The 16,615-nt window shown below is 37.5% G+C and carries 17 protein-coding genes; 5 read left to right on the top strand and 12 right to left on the bottom strand.

Annotation, left to right across the window (positions count from 1 at the left end):
- The first annotated feature begins 81 nt into the window (after window positions 1-81).
- Genes NMK36_RS17490 through urtD form a run of 3 tightly spaced genes read left to right on the top strand, consistent with a single transcriptional unit; the run spans window position 82 to window position 3,177 of the window.
- Window positions 82-1,245, top strand: a complete 1,164-nt coding sequence (locus NMK36_RS17490) for an ABC transporter permease subunit (protein ID WP_072719560.1) — start codon at window positions 82-84, stop codon at window positions 1,243-1,245.
- Window positions 1,242-2,423 carry an urea ABC transporter permease subunit UrtC gene (urtC, locus tag NMK36_RS17495; RefSeq protein WP_254174274.1) on the top strand — a complete coding sequence of 394 codons (1,182 nt, stop codon included), beginning with the start codon at window positions 1,242-1,244 and terminating at the stop codon, window positions 2,421-2,423. The genes NMK36_RS17490 and urtC overlap by 4 nt, the downstream gene beginning before the upstream one ends.
- Window positions 2,424-2,427: 4 nt before the next feature.
- Window positions 2,428-3,177 (top strand): urea ABC transporter ATP-binding protein UrtD, encoded by a 750-nt coding sequence (gene urtD / locus NMK36_RS17500; protein ID WP_254174275.1) that lies wholly within the window; start codon window positions 2,428-2,430, stop codon window positions 3,175-3,177.
- Window positions 3,178-3,293: 116 nt separating this feature from the next.
- Here urtD and NMK36_RS17505 read toward each other — a convergent pair whose 3' ends face one another.
- The 4 genes from NMK36_RS17505 to NMK36_RS17520 form a co-directional block, all read right to left on the bottom strand.
- On the bottom strand, window positions 3,294-5,288 hold the full coding sequence (locus NMK36_RS17505) for an adenylate/guanylate cyclase domain-containing protein (RefSeq protein ID WP_254174276.1): 1,995 nt from the start codon (window positions 5,286-5,288) through the stop codon (window positions 3,294-3,296).
- 140 nt (window positions 5,289-5,428) lie between these two features.
- The gene (gene plsY / locus NMK36_RS17510) at window positions 5,429-6,109 is read right to left on the bottom strand and encodes a glycerol-3-phosphate 1-O-acyltransferase PlsY (protein WP_072719564.1); all 681 of its coding nucleotides are present in this window, start codon (window positions 6,107-6,109) and stop codon (window positions 5,429-5,431) included.
- A 121-nt stretch (window positions 6,110-6,230) separates the two neighbouring features.
- Window positions 6,231-7,274 (bottom strand): DUF3086 domain-containing protein, encoded by a 1,044-nt coding sequence (locus NMK36_RS17515; RefSeq protein WP_072720053.1) that lies wholly within the window; start codon window positions 7,272-7,274, stop codon window positions 6,231-6,233.
- A gap of 480 nt (window positions 7,275-7,754) precedes the next feature.
- The gene (locus NMK36_RS17520; RefSeq protein WP_254174277.1) at window positions 7,755-8,651 is read right to left on the bottom strand and encodes an ABC transporter permease; all 897 of its coding nucleotides are present in this window, start codon (window positions 8,649-8,651) and stop codon (window positions 7,755-7,757) included.
- 122 nt (window positions 8,652-8,773) lie between these two features.
- On the opposite strand from NMK36_RS17520, the gene NMK36_RS17525 reads away from it, so the two are divergent.
- Window positions 8,774-9,415, top strand: coding sequence for a hypothetical protein (locus NMK36_RS17525; RefSeq protein ID WP_254174278.1), 642 nt, complete (start codon window positions 8,774-8,776; stop codon window positions 9,413-9,415).
- Window positions 9,416-9,540: 125 nt separating this feature from the next.
- On the opposite strand, the gene NMK36_RS17530 is transcribed toward NMK36_RS17525, so the two are convergent.
- The 7 genes from NMK36_RS17530 to NMK36_RS17560 all read right to left on the bottom strand — a co-directional run bounded on the left by NMK36_RS17530 (window position 9,541) and on the right by NMK36_RS17560 (window position 14,873).
- A complete protein-coding gene (locus NMK36_RS17530; protein ID WP_254174279.1) occupies window positions 9,541-9,924 on the bottom strand; it encodes a hypothetical protein in 384 nt (127 codons plus the stop codon).
- A gap of 11 nt (window positions 9,925-9,935) precedes the next feature.
- On the bottom strand, window positions 9,936-10,373 hold the full coding sequence (locus NMK36_RS17535) for a hypothetical protein (protein ID WP_254174280.1): 438 nt from the start codon (window positions 10,371-10,373) through the stop codon (window positions 9,936-9,938).
- Window positions 10,374-10,582: 209 nt separating this feature from the next.
- Entirely contained in the window at window positions 10,583-11,155 is a 573-nt protein-coding gene (locus NMK36_RS17540) for a hypothetical protein (protein WP_254174281.1), read from the bottom strand.
- A 144-nt stretch (window positions 11,156-11,299) separates the two neighbouring features.
- Entirely contained in the window at window positions 11,300-11,752 is a 453-nt protein-coding gene (locus NMK36_RS17545) for a hypothetical protein (RefSeq protein ID WP_254174282.1), read from the bottom strand.
- Window positions 11,749-13,353, bottom strand: coding sequence for a hypothetical protein (locus NMK36_RS17550; protein WP_254174283.1), 1,605 nt, complete (start codon window positions 13,351-13,353; stop codon window positions 11,749-11,751). Before NMK36_RS17550 ends, NMK36_RS17545 begins: the two co-directional genes overlap by 4 nt.
- Complete coding sequence (locus tag NMK36_RS17555; protein WP_254174284.1) at window positions 13,346-14,539, bottom strand: restriction endonuclease; 1,194 nt, start codon at window positions 14,537-14,539, stop codon at window positions 13,346-13,348. The genes NMK36_RS17550 and NMK36_RS17555 overlap by 8 nt, the downstream gene beginning before the upstream one ends.
- A gap of 187 nt (window positions 14,540-14,726) precedes the next feature.
- Window positions 14,727-14,873, bottom strand: coding sequence for a hypothetical protein (locus NMK36_RS17560; RefSeq protein ID WP_254174285.1), 147 nt, complete (start codon window positions 14,871-14,873; stop codon window positions 14,727-14,729).
- A 243-nt stretch (window positions 14,874-15,116) separates the two neighbouring features.
- Between NMK36_RS17560 and NMK36_RS17565 the strand changes: the two genes are divergently transcribed.
- Window positions 15,117-15,770, top strand: coding sequence for a pentapeptide repeat-containing protein (locus NMK36_RS17565; protein WP_254174286.1), 654 nt, complete (start codon window positions 15,117-15,119; stop codon window positions 15,768-15,770).
- A 66-nt stretch (window positions 15,771-15,836) separates the two neighbouring features.
- On the opposite strand, the gene NMK36_RS17570 is transcribed toward NMK36_RS17565, so the two are convergent.
- Window positions 15,837-16,592 (bottom strand): WecB/TagA/CpsF family glycosyltransferase, encoded by a 756-nt coding sequence (locus NMK36_RS17570; protein ID WP_254174287.1) that lies wholly within the window; start codon window positions 16,590-16,592, stop codon window positions 15,837-15,839.
- Between the last annotated feature and the right edge of the window lie 23 nt (window positions 16,593-16,615).

Consider the following 16,615-nt stretch of genomic DNA (forward strand, 5'->3'; position numbering starts at 1 on the left):
CGAAATCCCCCTGAAAAAGGGGGACTTTGACTTTCTAATTTTTCCCTATTCCCTGCTACAATTTACAGATTTTCCTAAAAAATGCAAGACCTATTCATTGCCATCTTTAATGGAATTAGCATCGGTTCGGTGTTGTTAATGGCAGCATTAGGACTCGCTATTGTTTTTGGACTTATGGGTGTGATTAACCTCGCCCATGGGGAACTGATTATGTTAGGTGCCTATACAACGTTTGTCGTTCAAAATATCTTCAAACCGTTAGGCGAACCTTTATTTAGTACCTATATTATTTTTGCGATTCCCATTGCCTTTATTGTCACGGCTTTAGCAGGATTAGCCTTAGAACGAGGTGTGATTCGGTTTCTTTATGGAAGACCTTTAGAAACTTTATTAGCCACTTGGGGTGTGAGTTTAATTTTGCAACAATTGGTTCGGAGTATCAGTACCACATTTCTGATGGGGATTATTATCTTTTGTCTGCTATTTTTTGGAGGATTATGGGTACTGCGTCGTCAGACTAATTGGCAGAAAATTCAACAGTGGGCGATTTCTGTTTTGTTTTTATTATCATCAGGAATAGCCTTAACAGTCGGATTAGTTATTGGACAAAGCCAAAAAGCTTTAGCGAAACCTTGGTTTAGTGCCAGAAACGTCGATGTAACTGCTCCACCTTGGCTGCGAGGAGGCTTAGAATTAGGAACATTTCAAATCCCCTATTCCCGTGTTTTTATTATTGTTTTAACGATTCTTTGTTTAATCGGAATTAATTGGTTTTTCAACCAATCTAATTGGGGGTTAAGAATTCGCGCTGTCACTCAAAATCGTACCATGAGCGCTTGTTTAGGCATTCCCACAAGCACCGTTGATGCGCTGACTTTTTCCATTGGTTCAGGACTTGCTGGAATTGCTGGATGTGCGATTACATTATTAGGATCAGTTGGCCCTAATACGGGACAAAATTATATTGTGGATACCTTCATGGTTGTCGTTGTTGGAGGAGTCGGAAATCTTTTAGGAGCCGTAATTGCCGCCTTTGCTATTGGTGTCAGCAGTTATTTAATTGGTTCAGGAACCTTAGCCTTATTATTAACTAACATCAATGCTGCGCCATTCTTCGTTGATTTCTTTAATTTTTTTGCAACAACCAGTATGGCAAAAGTCTTGGTGTTCGTGTTAATTATTGCCTTTTTACAAGTCAAACCATCAGGAATTTTTCCACAGAAAGGGAGAACGGCTGAACTATGAAGGATGAGATTAGCATTCTAGCAAAAACTAAAAAACAGAAACGTCAAAAACTGCTGATTGAAGGGGCAGTAATTATTGGATTTAGTTTATTTTTTGCGATTCTGATGCCCTTGATTTTACCGATTTTTCGGTTACAACTATTGGGTCGATTTCTGGCATTATCAATTGCTGCATTAGGCATTGATTTAATTTGGGGATATACGGGATTATTGAGTTTAGGACATGGCATCTTTTTTGCTTTAGGGGGTTATGCCCTAGCCATGTATATTAAATTGCAACTTCCCCCTGGAGAAATTCCCGAATTTTTTACCCTCTATGGCGTGAATGATTTACCCGGTTTATGGAAACCATTTTATTCCTTTCCCTTTACCCTGTTTGCCATCATTATCATTCCGGGTATTGTTGCTGGATTATTAGGCTATTTAGTCTTTAGAAACCGGATTAAAGGGGTATACTTTTCGATTATTACCCAAGCCGCGTTAATCGTTTTCTTTAACTTCTTTAACGGTCAACAACAACTGATTAACGGAACCAACGGGTTAAAAACGGAAACCGATAAAATCTTCGGATTTGTGGTTGGTTCTCCTGGGGTTCAGTTAGCGTTTTATGAAATTACCATTCTGTTTTTAATTGCCATCTATTTAATTTGTCGTTGGTTAACCAGTGGACGGTTTGGTAATTTATTAATTGCCATTCGAGATGATGAATTTCGCCTGAGATTTTCCGGTTATAATCCCACTTGGTTTAAGGTTTTAGTCTTTTCCATTTCAGGAGCTTTTGCTGGAATTGCAGGGGCATTATATACTGTCCAAACCGGAATTATTACCCCAAATGCCATGGATGTTGCCTTTTCAATTGAAATGGTGATTTGGGTCGCCGTGGGCGGTCGAGGAACCTTGGTTGGGGCAATTTTAGGAACCTTATTAGTTCGGTTAGGAAGAACTGTATTGAGTGAACAATTTCCCGAAGTTTGGCTGTTTTTCCAAGGAGCATTATTCCTAATTGTGGTGACAGTATTACCCGATGGAATTGTGGGATGGATGCGAACCGTTGGATTTGATAAAATTCGGTCTTTATTCGGGTTTCCCAAAGTCGTTATTACCTATCCCAGTTTAGAAGAAGACCCGGAAACCGAGTTAGAACGAGAAGAATTTGAACATAACATAACCAAAGATTAAAACCATGACTGCTAAAATTTTAGAGATTAACGATGTCACCGTCAGTTTTGATGGATTTAAAGCTCTCAATCATCTAACTTTTAGTATGGATGTGGGGGAATTACGAGTAATTATTGGCCCCAATGGAGCCGGAAAAACGACGTTTTTAGATGTGATTACGGGCAAAGTTCAACCCACCGAAGGACAGGTAATTTTTAAAGGGCGTAATCTTAGAAAAATGCCCGAATATCAAATTGCTTGTTTTGGCATCGGGCGAAAATTCCAAACCCCTAGAATTTATCTGAATTTAACGGTTAGACATAATTTAGATTTAGCGTGTAACCGCAATAAAAATGTATTTCCTACCTTATTTCAACGCACAACTGGGGGAGAAATTAGAACCGTTGCGGGACTGTTAGAAACCGTTGGATTAATTGCTAAAGCTGATTTTCCCGCCGCCTTATTATCTCATGGGGAAAAACAACGGTTAGAAATTGGAATGTTAGTGGCACAATCTCCTGATTTATTATTAGTGGATGAACCGGTAGCGGGTCTGACCGATGAAGAAACGGAAAATGTCGGCAATTTGTTATTAGCGTTAGCCGAAAGTCATTCAATTATTGTGATAGAACATGATATGGAATTTGTCCGACAAATTGCTCGAACAGTAACAGTTTTGCATCAAGGTTCGGTATTGTGTCAAGGGGATATGGATGAAATCCAAAATGACCCCCGTGTGATTGAAGTTTATTTAGGAAAACAAGAGGAAGAATAAACAGTTTAATCATACCCCGAACGCGCAGTTTGGGCATAGGGGCTATCCTTAGTGAATTAGTGCTGGCGGGGTGACAAACCCGTCAGGTTCAAATAGTTTATAACGCTAATCAACCTTTATTTTTTACCAACTAACCAATAGGTGGTCATTTCTCCTTTCCCTTTAATTGAAATTTTACCCCGTTTTTCAAAATGATATTGATCTTTAATTCGTTCATAGGTGGCTTCTGTGACTTGAATGCGACCCGGTTCACCGGAAGATTCCATACGAGACGCAATATTAACTGCATCTCCCCATAAATCATAAATAAACTTTTTAATTCCAATTACACCTGCGACGACAGAACCCGTATTAATTCCTATTCTAATTTGAAATTGAGAGCCGATATTAAATCGTTCTAAAGGAGCTTGAAATTGAGACATGGCGGCTTGCATTCCTAACGCCATATCGGCGATCGCTTCTGCATGATTGGGTTTGGGTAAGGGTAAACCTCCGACCACCATATAAGCATCCCCAATGGTTTTAATTTTTTCTAATCCATTCTGTTCAGCTAAATTATCAAAAATGGAGAACATTTCATTGAGAACACCGACTAATTCTATAGGAGGAACTTTAGAAGAAAGCGGCGTAAATCCGACAATATCAGCAAATAATATCGTCACTTCTTCAATAGCAGACGCGATCGCTTTTGTATCTTGTTTGAGTTGTTCAGCAATGGCTTCGGGTAAAATATTTAATAATAATTGTTCTGAACGTTCTTTTTCTAACCTTAAATCTGCGGTACGTTCTTCAACTCGTTGTTCGAGTTCTGCATTCGTTTTTTCTAATTCATGAAAAGACGCTTTTAACTGTTGCGTCATTGTATTAAAAGAATGGGCTAAAATTCCTAATTCTTGAATGGATTCTACGGGAATGGTTTGATCGAGTTCTCCACTAGCGATCGCTTGACTGGCTTGACTGAGGCGTAAAATCGGGGTACTAATCCAACGGGCGGTATAAATTCCACATAAGGTGGCTACAAATAACGCCACTAAACATAATAAAATCGTGGTTTGAGTATTCGCATGAATTTCTGCCATAAAATCCGATTCAGGAACAACAACCACAATTAACCAATTAATTCCCCGTTTATCAGATAAAGGAGTGACTTGTAAATATTGTTGTTTACCATTGATCTCAAAAGTAAGTTGAGTTGACTGTTGAATCTGATCTAAATTACCAAAATGTTCTACTAAATAACGAGAGGTGGCTTGGGTTAAAGGATTACTACTTTTAACGGCTTTGATCCGTTCTGTTTCCTCTTTTTTAGCATTAACAATAAAGGTTTCTTCTAAAGTGGATGTCGCGACTAAATAGCCGTTTTTTTCCATAACAAAGGTTTGTCCGGTTTTGCCAATTTTTAAACTATTGAGAAACTGACTAATGCGTTCTAATGTTAAATCGGTACTCGCTACCCCTAATAGCTGTTTTTTTTGATTATAAATGGGTTGGTTAGCTGAAATCACGAGAACTCTGGAACCAAAATAGGCATAAATTTCACTCCAAACGGGTTTTCCAGCTTTCACCCCCGCTTTATACCAAGGACGAACTCTCGGATCGTAATTCTCTCGAACACTTAATAATTGACTGCGATCGCCTTGATTATTGGTTAACCATTTTTCAAATTTTCCTGATGTTCTTTGATCAACAATATCAAATTCGATTGTGCCATCATCGTTACGATTTGCCCCAATATAATAGCCATTTTGCAATCCAACACCAATATAACTTGCGGTTTGAAATTGTTGTAACTGATTCCAAAGATACCGTTCCATCTGGGACGTATTATTGAGGTTAATTAATCCCATTTTTAAGGTATCAACATTAATTTGATTAACAATATGGGGAGTTTCTAAATAGGTGTGAAGTTCCTGTTGAATACGATTACTTAATTCAATTCTTAATTGAGTTGCTAAATCATTAACGGCGATGGAACCATTGCGAAAGGATAACCATCCGGTTAATCCGACCGAGGCAAAAATTTGTAACAGGAAAGGAACGACAAAAACAATCCGCAGGGATAGTTTAGGTGCGTTTTGATTTGATCCAAATAGACGAGATAGAGATGCCATTTTGATACTCCCTGGTTCCATAATCTGGATTCGCACCTAATCCCTGCCAGAACAGGAATAAGTTCTCTATCAAAAGATAGAATTTAATCGAAATCAAACTGTTGTTGACTTTATCTTAACGAATAATTTTAAGGTTGAGCTTATGATTGAACTTGGGATGTTAATTTTTCGCCAACTTTGGGTTCTGTTCCTTTGAGAATCCGATCAATATTACTGCGATGTCGCCAGATGACATAAACTCCCCCAGCGATCGCAAATATTTGATAAGGTAAAGGTTCTCCTGTAACAATCATTAAAATTCCAATCCCAATTGCACCTGCTATCGAACTCAAGGAAACAATTCGAGAAATCGCTAAAACTAAGGCAAAAATTCCTAATGTGGCTAAAGCTAATTTCCAATCTAAGGCGAATAAAATCCCCAAGCTAGAAGCAACAGATTTTCCTCCTCTCCATCCAATCCAAATGGATTTTGTATGACCAATAATAACAATTAATCCCGCCAAAATTGCTATCCAATATTGCAATTGATCCAGATTTTGAATTCCCGCCGTTTGAGCGAGTTCAGAGGTTAAGGAAAGGGAATAAACCCAAAACACCAGAACAACTGCTAATGTTCCTTTTAAAATATCAATCAGTAACACTAACAATGCTGGGAGTTTTCCCAAGGTTCTGAGGATATTGGTAGCCCCTGTAGAACCGGAACCCTCAGCCAGAATATCAACTCCATAAAACCAACGTCCAATTGCATATCCCGTTGGCATAGAACCCAGGAAATAGGCTGTTACTAATAATCCTGTATTAATTAATAACCATTCAATCATGTTTAAATTCCATTATTTTATAGAACAGGGAACAAACAACAGTTAACTGATAACTAATAACTGATGATGCGGATACTTGATAACTGATTAACAGGCAAGATGCCTGTTCCACATATTGGATTTAAAATCTTTCAATGGGTTGTTGTTGTAGGGTTTGGGGATCGGGAGCGAAGGCTAACCACAGGGGAAATTGAAGTAAAGATAGACTAATTTTGTCTTCCATATCATCAATAATAATCAAGGGTAATCGTCCTTCTTTGACTAGACGTTCGGCTTTTTGAGATAAGACTTCTGGCTCTTCAAATAATACAATTCCCTGTTCTGGCCCAAAATCTCGGCGATCAATTCCTAAACAATCTTGTAATCCCCGTCGCCATTCTCCTAAACGTTCAGGAGTATTGGCTAAAACCAAGGTTCTTAAACGGTTTCCATAGAGATTTCTGAGAACGGAAATCGTCGCAGAAGCAATCAAAATATTTTGTAAACGACTCCCCATCGTCCGTAACGCACCCCGTCCTCCTTGGGTAAAGAACCAATTAGAGACCCGTTTGGCGTGGATGGGTTCAAAGGTACGCCGCAATTGCCAAGGAGCACCGTAATAATCGGGAGAATTGCGATATTGATCGAGGAGTTGGCGAATTCTCTTGGTTTGTTCCTGAAATCCCTGTTCAGAAAATTGGGGAATAAGGGTACTTTGGGAGTTGTCTCCATTCTCTATCCGGGACGGTTGAGGTGCTTGAGGGGGGGGAGCAATTTCTCGCAGGGGCGGTTGGGGAGGAGTTTCAGGTAAAAGTTCTAATTGTTCAGTCGTGGCGACTAAATCTTGTAAACTTCCAACTAAATAATCTTTAAATCCTTGCACACGGATGGCGAGTTCTTGGGAAACTCCGGCGAAGGAAGTCCGCATTTCTTTTTGAATGCGATCGCGGCGACGTTCTAGTTTTTCAACTTCAATTTGTAAGGTTTGTTTACGTTGTTCTAACTGCTCTAACGCTGAGGAGATTAATTTCCCCATCGACTGAGTTAAGGCCAATTGTTCTTGCTGCATTTTGGCGTTAGTCGCCTGTAATTGAGCAATTTTTTGCTGAAGTTCTTGTTCTTGACGCTGTAACGTACTTACCCGTTGACCTAACTGAGTGGTTACTTCTTCTATGGGTTCGGACATTAGGCGTTCAGACAGGGTGGGCATTGTTGAGGGTGTTGATACAGGTTCGGGAGTTTGCGGTTCATTAGACTCCCAAGGGTCAGCAATGGCTAGACGATTCATATTGCTAGGGTTCCCTCCGGTTTCTGAATTAGAGGGAACAGACGGTTCTGTGAAGGAAGAAGCATCGCCTTTTTGGGGGTCGTTTTGATCTCGGATTTGATTTTCTTCTGAATTCATGAAATTGACAGTCCCGGTCTAAACACAAAGGGATGTGCTGAGTGAAAGTATAGCGTTAATCTGTTCGGTTATTCGGGTGTTTAGACAGGTTTTTTACCCTCACCTGTTAGAGCGATTGTAGCATTACAGAAGCCTCTGAGGTGAGTCATTGAATCACCTGAAGTCATCTGTCGTTCATCAAGGGTACATTTTAAATTGATAAAAAACGACGGATAGAAGGGTGATGGACAGAATATTGTCCGACCGTTAGATGGGATCAGCTTACCGTTTTAAAAAGGTTCCTAAACGACTGCGAGATTGAGGTAAAACTAAAGCTAATGCCACTAATATTGCGGTAACTAAATTCAAATCTTGGGCTTGAAATCCTAAAAAATCTGCATTTAAGGCTAAAGCAACGGCTATTCGATAAACGACTGATCCTAATATTGCTCCTAATGTGGCTTTCATAACCGTTGTCGGCGCAATAAATGTTTCTCCAATAATCACCGCAGCTAATCCAAAAACAATCGTTCCTACCCCCATTGTGACATCGGCAAATCCATAAATTTGAGCAAATAATGCCCCTCCTAATGCTACTAAACCATTACTGATTGCCATTCCTAATAATATCATCCTTTCCGTTGTAATTCCTTGGGCTTTTGCCATCAAGGGATTAGCACCCGTTGCCCGCATAGCTAACCCAATTTCTGAATTGAGAAATTGATCTAATAGGATTTTAATTATAATGACAATTGCCAATAAAATTATCGGAATCACAAGCCATTGAGGGATTGAGTTAAACAGAGGTTGTAACGGGGTTAAAATTGTTGGTTGTCCTAATAACGCAATATTTGGTTTTCCCATAATTCTTAAGTTAATTGAATAGAGGGAAATCATCGTTAAAATACTGGCTAATAAATGCAGAATTTTTAACTGAACATTTAACCAAGCGGTAACTAACCCGGCTAACGCACCTGCTAGACAGGCGATGAAGGTTGCGATCGCCGGATTTACCCCCTGAAGGATTAAAGTGGCCGCCACCGCACCCCCCAAGGGAAAACTGCCATCAACGGTTAAATCAGGAAATTCCAAGACTCGAAAGGACAAATACACCCCTAAACCAATTAAGGCATAGAGTAATCCCGTTTCAATTGCCCCAAATAATGCCACAATACTCATAGTTTATTGATGGTTGACGGTTGACTGTTGCCTATTGCCTATTTGCCCATTCCCCATTCCCCATTCCCTATTAACTGATAACTGATAACTGATAACTGATAACTGATAACTGATAACTGATAATGGGTATAGAATTACGCAGCTACGTTTATTTAGATAACCTTCAAAGGCAGCACGCAGCCTATATTGGCACGGTGTCACTGGGGTTTTTACCCTTACCGGGGGATTCTTCCCTGTGGATTGAAGTATCGCCTGGAATTGAAATTAACCGGATAACGGATGTAGCTTTGAAAGCGACGTCTGTACGTCCGGGGGTGTTGTTTATTGAACGGCTTTATGGTCTTTTAGAAATACATTCTAGCCGTCAAGGGGATACGGTGACAGCCGGACGGGCAATTTTAGACTTTTTAGGATTACGGGAAAGCGATCGCCTCAAACCTCAAATTATGTCTAGTCAAATTATTCGTAATCTTGACCCCCATCAAGCTCAACTCATTAATCGTAACCGTCGAGGTCAATTAATTTTAGGGGGTCAAAGTTTATATATTTTGGAAGTTCAACCCGCCGCTTATGCCGCTTTAGCCGCCAATGAAGCGGAAAAAGCCGCGTTAATTAATATTCTGCAAGTAACGGCTGTTGGTAGTTTTGGACGGTTATATTTAGGAGGAGAAGAACGGGATATTATCGCCGGATCACGAGCCGCATTAGAAGCGATTGAAAATGTATCGGGGCGAGAATATGGAGGTAGTTTTAATCCTGAATAAAGCTGATTTAAGCAAAGCTAATTCAAGGGTTCGTGTTTTGATTAAATCACGCCCTTGACATTTGAGTTTTCCCCTGAATTAATATTCGATTTGATTTCAGCACTTGTCTGTACCGTGATGTTTGATCAAACCTTCACCACGGGAACAAACTCCTCTAACTGTACTTGTAAGTTATCCACGAGCATTAAACGATACTTTTCAGTTGCTTTCAACTTTTGGAAAATATAACTAGCAAAATCATCACACCACTTTTTTCTCTCAAATTCATTGGAGATATTCAGTGCTCTGATTGATAGATTATAAGGGTATTCTTCAAATTTAATATCGCGATCGTTTTCAAAATCATGCTTTCCTATAGTAAGAGCGATGGTTGAGTTACGAAACTCATACCAGTTGTCAGTACCATCAGAAAAAAGCTCAAATTTTAAATCCAATATAAACTCTAATTCTTTGATTAAATATTCGATTTTATGGGGAAAGTCTACAAAAATATCTAGTGTGCGAGACATAAAAACCTCCTTTATTGAAACTCAGTAAAAGTGATGTCATAGCGATCGCCAATAATTCGGACACAATCGATTTTTCCGCGTGTAATATTTTTCGCCCTCTCCAAACCTCGTTCAGCCTCAGACTCTATCAACCCAGATGTCCTAGCATCTATAATTATATCCCTAGCTTGTCCTCCTCGTCTAATTGAGTTGTTGATCTGATTTTTTACTGTTGCGCTTGTAGCACCAAAATCCAGACTTTTAAATTCAGTAGGTTTTCCATCTACCTCAGCATCGGGATTTCTACCTCCATCGTTTTTTTCTGCCAAGGCTTTAACATTTTTTCCCTCTCTTTCAAGAAATTCCGCGATCGCTTTTTCTCTTGCACCAAAAGCTCTTTCTGATTCATCAATACTGCCACAATTAGCCGAATTTTGCTCAGGGGTTTGGTTAGTCCCGTTATTCACCATTTTTTGTTCCTTAAAATTTGGGCTGGTGTTATAATTTGATCCCGCCCCGAACGTTCCAAATCGCCTAAATTAATATTTTTATTACCGATATATTTGAGTCTCTGACAGTTGTGGTTTTACGATATTAATGACTTGATGGAGTTTACTTTCTACAACTTTATAGTCAAACATGATTCTATCTCCTTTTGGACTTGATGGCGATTGCACTTTTATGGTAGTTTCTCCCGCAGGTCAAGCCAATTATTTAGTTTTTCATCTAAAACATATTGATCGCTGCCAGCAAGGGCTGCGATAACTTTCAATCGATTTTTCAGTTGTCTTAACTCACGAATTTCTGCAATGGGTAGCATTTTCCAATTCGAGGCTTTTTTTTCCACATCTTCGAGGGAATCTTTGATATTATCCCAAAACCATTGTAAAATTAAGTTAACATCGAGAACAGGATGATCGGAAATTACTCCAAGTTTTGCGATCGCGCCAGCCCGCAGCATCATTGAGGAAATCCTAAAAGACTCGCCACTTCCTGTTTTTTTGTGTTCGGCATCATCGGCTAGGCGATCGTAAATTGTGGTAGCTACTTCTGCCCATTGGCTATCAAATAAATCTGAACCATTTTGACCTTTTCGAGCCTTAGCAGAGGAAACATCAGCTAATAATAACCAGTTAAACTCTTGTGATTGGGTGGCTTGATCTGAAAATATCTTTTTTACCCAAATCAGTACAGATTCGGCATCTTTTTCGAGAATGCTATCAATTGATATTGTCGTAGGAGATTGAGTCATAATTTATCTACTCCACATATTCGATATCAGCATTACTTGTGTCAACTCCTTGCTGCCTAAAGGCTGTTATTCCTAGTTCTAAACTCTCTATTGATACTATTTCACTCGCTATATTTTCCTTGGTTTATGTCACATTATCTTACATCAATTGGAATATTCTTGCTTGATAAATCGTATAAGTTTCTGTAAATCAATATAAATAAAATATAAAATAGCCGCGTCTCCTAGTCTCAATTCACCGTATTTGATACCCCTTTCTTCTTGAAAGTCTGTTAAGTCTTGGTCAAAAGAAACAACATATCTGGGCTTAAAATTGATCGTGCCATCATCATTTTTACTGATTGTCTTCATCACTTCTTTGTAGATATAGGATTGTACATAGCTTTCTATGGTATCCTTTTTTGAAAACTCAATTTCAGTTTTAATCTTATCAGGATCTAACTCTTCATAAGAATCAATCCCTCCTTTATCTTTAAAAAAATCCTCTAAAATTGGATAAATAAACTCTTCATTCACTCTCTGCCGAACTTGCGAACTTAGTGAAACAACAGGATTGAAAATACTGATAACACTACTCGCAGAATTATGTTTAATCATAGTAATCCTTGCTTAATATAAAAATCTTGAAGTATTTTGAAATTAATTTTCACCAGTTTAATCTGGCTTTTGTTAAAGTGAGTATTATTTACTTTTAGTGGAGGGATCTTTTCAAACTCTAACGGGTCATTAGAGAAATAAGGTATCCAAAACTCACTTTCAGTTTTTGCTTTCCAATTTTGCTGTACTGTCCATTCATAAATTAATTGCTTTTGTATATCATCTTTTACTTTGTTTTCGCCATTTTCATAAGGTGAGTAACTTTCATAATCGCTAATACGCATATATTTGTAGTCAATAATTGTGATGTAAAAAAGTGATATATACCCTATCTTATCTAAAACAAATTGTTCAAAACATTTTAAATCTTCAGAAAACATATATTGAAAAGTCCCACCTGTTTTATGATTGGGTTCTTTTTGGCAAACTTTATCAAATTCATCAAGAATTTCAGGATAATTATTTCTCAAATACTCGTAATTATTAAACCTTACGCCATATGCACGTCTGCCTTGTTTATAACCTATTGAATTGTCTGTGTAAAAGTCTTCAATTCTTTTTTCTTTCTCTTTTAAGACTAAATCAGGACGTAAACCTGATCTTTCCAAATTATTTAATTTAAATTCAAATGGATTGACTCGGTAATTATTGTCTCTTAAATAATTTTCAAGCCTTCCTTTAACATCTGCAAAGATTGCTCTTTCTTTATATTCAGGTGTATTCAGTACATAAGTTTGGCACATATCCTCCCATATATCATAGAAAGTTTTAAAACCCCAGTAAATACCTTCATTATCTTCTTGTCGCTCTCCGTATAAAAACGCCTCTACTGCTTCAAAAAAATGCCAATAATCATCATCTTTATAGGCTGTTTTAGTGTCAATATCTTCTAGTGTTTCCTTCAAAATATCTACGGTTTCGGCAAATGTATCTTCGCCAAATAAACTACTATTAGGTTGCAAATAGTTTTCTTTAAACTCCTCGGCAAGCTCGGCAGCCCTATCGGAAATATTTTCTAATTCTTCCAACTCTCTTTTGATTTCGGTGTAAATAAAACAAAAAAGTTGTAAAATTGGGGGACTTTCTTTGACTAAGATATTTTTAGCAATATTCATTTCGTCAATATAAATCACATCATGATCAAGATAGATAGCTTGGTGCATATAGCGATGAATCTTTGAGTAGTCAATTTCTTGGCTTCTCATTTGTTTTTTTTCTAAAGATGAAATTCGTAATTCATCGTAACCCTCAAGTATTTTGTCTAAGGAATTGAGTTTGCCATAAAAAACTACCTGTTCATTATTTTCATTAATAAAACTAAATCCGTTTTCATTTTCAATAATTCCGTCTCTATTAATTGTTATGTTTTTTCTCTGCATATAATTCTGTTTTCTTTGCAGATACGTTTTGAACGTTCGGTACATCTTGAAGAAGAAACCTTTGACTAAGTTAAAATCTGTATGATCAAAATCATCGAATCCTAACGGAAGCCAAAACTCTAAGCGATCAGTTTCCTTATTTCTCTGAAGACCAACAAACGCATAACTACTGTTACGTTGTTGATCGGTTTTAATGATATTTATCTTACTGAGGTCAAACATTTTTTTCAAATTCCATTATTTTCTCAACAAATTTTTGAACAACCTCTTTTTGGGTAAATTGTCCAAATGTAACTAAATCTCTTTCTCTTTCAGTCATTTCCAAAAGTTTAGTCAAAGGCTTACGATTGTTACTAAAAACACTATCCCAGATAAAGAACATCAATTTATTTTTGATGTGTTCTTCCGTTATAGTTTCTTCATCAATAAAAAAGTAACCAATCTGTTTGTCCTCGATCTTCCTGACTGTCTTCTGATTGCAGATGAATTTATTTAACTGATCAACAAACTCATTCCATGCACAAATATCAGTTTCGTAAAGTATTACTCTTCTGCTCGATACGAAGTCTTTTGATTCACCATCATCAATATTCACAAACTCCCAATCCCAACGGCGTTTAAAGGCACTATCCATGAAGTAAATTGAGTTGTCAGACGTATTCATGGTAGCCAAGAATGATAGATTTGGGGGCAATTTAATTTTGCACTCTTGAAGTCTAACCCTTTCTTCTTCGCTTAAATCGCTGAAAATATAGTCAAGATATTTATTGTATTCATCTTCTTTACAAATATTTCCATCATACTCAAAGTGTGCCTTTTTAGAAAGAAAATATTGTTTAAAGCTTATTGCTTGCAACAATCCAGTTTTTTCTAAATCTGAAATTGTTATTGGATATTGTGACCAACCGTTTTTGTTTCTATCAAGAAGTTGAAATACAGTACCAAAAATTGCTGCTGAATTACCTCTATTAATTTCATCAATGACCAAAACAACATTTTTAGGTTGTTTTATGATCTTACTGTGTTTTTCTTTCAGAATATCTTTTTGTTCGTCAGAGAAATCTTCTAGACGAGTTTTATTGATTTCTTTCTTGTATCCTTCTGTTGCGTCTTTTTTATCCTTTTCATACTTAATACAGCTTATTATTATATTTTTATATGCTTTAGCTAGTGCTTTTAAAAAATGTCCTGAGTAGTATTTATACTCAACCTTGCCACTATCGTCAGTTAATGGCATCAGTTTACCCATAAAATCACCATAGGTGTATTCTGGGTGAAACACAGTTGGAATAACATTTGATTGATCAGTTATATTCAACTCATCAGGAATTATTTTTTTTTCAACTCTATGACTTTTTCCGGTTCCGGGGCTTCCGAAAAGAATTTTTTGAATGGGTCTATTGGGCATAAGGTCTAATCGTTTTTTGGGAAATTGATAATTATATTGGCGATCGCAAGACAGTCAAAACACAACCATCTTACCTAGTGAAAAAACATATTCTTAAGAGATTATATGGGTTTTGGAGTCATAAGTAAAATGCACTTATTGAATTGGCCTTCTGACTTCTGTGATAAGTCTTAGAACCGCCTTCTTGCTATCCTTTACCAACGCGATCGCAAAATTTCTCCGCCCATTTAAAGAATAGCCGAACCTTCGCCCCCTCATTGCCTGCGTTTCTGACTTGGGCTAAGAATTGGGCTAAGGGAGTGCGATCGCATGGGGGGTTTGTAAGGTTACTCATGGGCTTAACTGAGGTAGACATGAGGGGATTTATAAATTATAACTCTTAAAGTTGAGCTTGAGCCAATTTTTTGACTATTTGCGACAGAGATTCACGGGATTTACGGATGGTAACGGTTTAATAAGGCTTTGAGATTGCTTCGTTACCCTTGCAATGACATAATTGAGAAATGTTTCAGCAGAGATTTCTCTTGTTCATAAACCTTTCGCAGCGACTCCAGGGCGATCGCCTTAAACCTCAAATATGGCAAATCCAGAACATTTAACATTATTACAGTGGGGAACTCAACGCTGGCAAATTTGGCGCTTAAATCATCCTGATATTCAGCCGGACTTATGCGAAGCTAATTTAATGGGGGCTGATTTAAACGGAATTAATTTAGCAGATGCTGATTTAAGTAAAGCTAATTTAATTGCAACGGATTTAAGCTCGGCAAACCTAATAAAAGCGGATTTAAGTTTAGCTCAACTGCGACGCGCAAACCTCAGTGAAGCGATATTATTTCAAGCGAATTTAAGCCAAGCCAATCTAAATACAGCTATATTAAATAACGCAGAATTAATTGAAACCTATCTCTATCGCACCGACTTAAATAATGCCAAACTCATTAATGTTCATTTTAATGGAGCTTATTTATATGGAGCAAATTTAAGTGAAGCTGATTTAACTCAAGGGGATTTAAGATTTGCTAATTTAAACAAAGCGAATCTTTATCAAGCGGATTTAACCGGGGCAAATTTAAGAGGGACAACGTTAATTCAAGCGAATTTACAAAATGCTAATTTATCCTATGCAAATTTAAGAGGAACAAACCTGAGTAAAGCCAATTTACGAGGAGCAAATTTAACCGGGGTTAATTTACAATTTGCTAATTTAAACGGTGCTATTCTTTCCTAATTCTCTCGTAGGGGTTTGGTTTCCAAACCCTCTTTCTTTGAATTCGTAATTCGTAATTCGTAATTCCTAATTCCCTGTTCCCTTTAATAACACTTTAATCGCAAACTCCGGTAACGCTAACATCCGACGCCAACGCCAAGGTTCCTGATATAATCGATATAACCATTCTAAATGATATTTACAAAAAAATTCCGGTGCCCGTTGTTTAATTCCTGACCAAATATCAAAACTTCCCCCCACACCTATCCAAATCGAATTCGGACAAAGATGACGATTTTGACTAATCCAATATTCCTGACGAGGAACCCCTAAACCCACTAATATTAATCGAGGTTGTAAATCTTTTAACGTTATTTTTAAATCTTCTTCTTCTGAAGCAGACAGATAGCCATGATAACTCGAAATACCCAGACTCGGAAATTTTTGTTGAATATTATCAGCCGCCTGTTGAGCAATTCCCGGTTTTCCGCCATAGAAAAAGACTAATTCAGAATTGTCTAATTTACCAATATTTTTGATCAAGGTTTCTGCTAATTCAATCCCCGGACAGCGTTGAATTTTTTTACCTTTATATTGTAAATAAAGTACCACCCCCGCACCATCGGGAATGACTAACTCGGCTGAATGAATAATTTCTGCTAATTGCGTATTTTTTTCCGCCTGTATCGCCATTTCTGCATTCAGGGTAATCACATGAGTTCCTAACCCTTGTTGCCAACGTTTTAATAACCAGTTACTATAATTATCAATTAGATGAACGGGTAAACCCAAAACTGGAAAACGGTTTAGACTAGAATCATAAGGTAAAATCGTTTGACTCATTATCGACTTTAGTAACCTCACAC

It is taken from the genome of Planktothrix pseudagardhii (assembly GCF_904830925.1).
Taxonomy (GTDB): domain Bacteria; phylum Cyanobacteriota; class Cyanobacteriia; order Cyanobacteriales; family Microcoleaceae; genus Planktothrix; species Planktothrix tepida.

Excerpts from the sequence above, each read along its gene's own strand:
- NMK36_RS17490 (WP_072719560.1), top strand. The coding sequence starts at position 82 with ATGCAAGACCTATTCATTGCCATCTTTAATGGAATTAGCATCGGTTCG.
- urtC (WP_254174274.1), top strand. The coding sequence starts at position 1,242 with ATGAAGGATGAGATTAGCATTCTAGCAAAAACTAAAAAACAGAAACGT.
- urtD (WP_254174275.1), top strand. The coding sequence starts at position 2,428 with ATGACTGCTAAAATTTTAGAGATTAACGATGTCACCGTCAGTTTTGAT.
- NMK36_RS17505 (WP_254174276.1), bottom strand. The coding sequence starts at position 5,288 with ATGGCATCTCTATCTCGTCTATTTGGATCAAATCAAAACGCACCTAAA.
- plsY (WP_072719564.1), bottom strand. The coding sequence starts at position 6,109 with ATGATTGAATGGTTATTAATTAATACAGGATTATTAGTAACAGCCTAT.
- NMK36_RS17515 (WP_072720053.1), bottom strand. The coding sequence starts at position 7,274 with ATGTCCGAACCCATAGAAGAAGTAACCACTCAGTTAGGTCAACGGGTA.
- NMK36_RS17520 (WP_254174277.1), bottom strand. The coding sequence starts at position 8,651 with ATGAGTATTGTGGCATTATTTGGGGCAATTGAAACGGGATTACTCTAT.
- NMK36_RS17525 (WP_254174278.1), top strand. The coding sequence starts at position 8,774 with ATGGGTATAGAATTACGCAGCTACGTTTATTTAGATAACCTTCAAAGG.
- NMK36_RS17530 (WP_254174279.1), bottom strand. The coding sequence starts at position 9,924 with ATGTCTCGCACACTAGATATTTTTGTAGACTTTCCCCATAAAATCGAA.
- NMK36_RS17535 (WP_254174280.1), bottom strand. The coding sequence starts at position 10,373 with ATGGTGAATAACGGGACTAACCAAACCCCTGAGCAAAATTCGGCTAAT.
- NMK36_RS17540 (WP_254174281.1), bottom strand. The coding sequence starts at position 11,155 with ATGACTCAATCTCCTACGACAATATCAATTGATAGCATTCTCGAAAAA.
- NMK36_RS17545 (WP_254174282.1), bottom strand. The coding sequence starts at position 11,752 with ATGATTAAACATAATTCTGCGAGTAGTGTTATCAGTATTTTCAATCCT.
- NMK36_RS17550 (WP_254174283.1), bottom strand. The coding sequence starts at position 13,353 with ATGTTTGACCTCAGTAAGATAAATATCATTAAAACCGATCAACAACGT.
- NMK36_RS17555 (WP_254174284.1), bottom strand. The coding sequence starts at position 14,539 with ATGCCCAATAGACCCATTCAAAAAATTCTTTTCGGAAGCCCCGGAACC.
- NMK36_RS17560 (WP_254174285.1), bottom strand. The coding sequence starts at position 14,873 with ATGAGTAACCTTACAAACCCCCCATGCGATCGCACTCCCTTAGCCCAA.
- NMK36_RS17565 (WP_254174286.1), top strand. The coding sequence starts at position 15,117 with ATGGCAAATCCAGAACATTTAACATTATTACAGTGGGGAACTCAACGC.
- NMK36_RS17570 (WP_254174287.1), bottom strand. The coding sequence starts at position 16,592 with ATGAGTCAAACGATTTTACCTTATGATTCTAGTCTAAACCGTTTTCCA.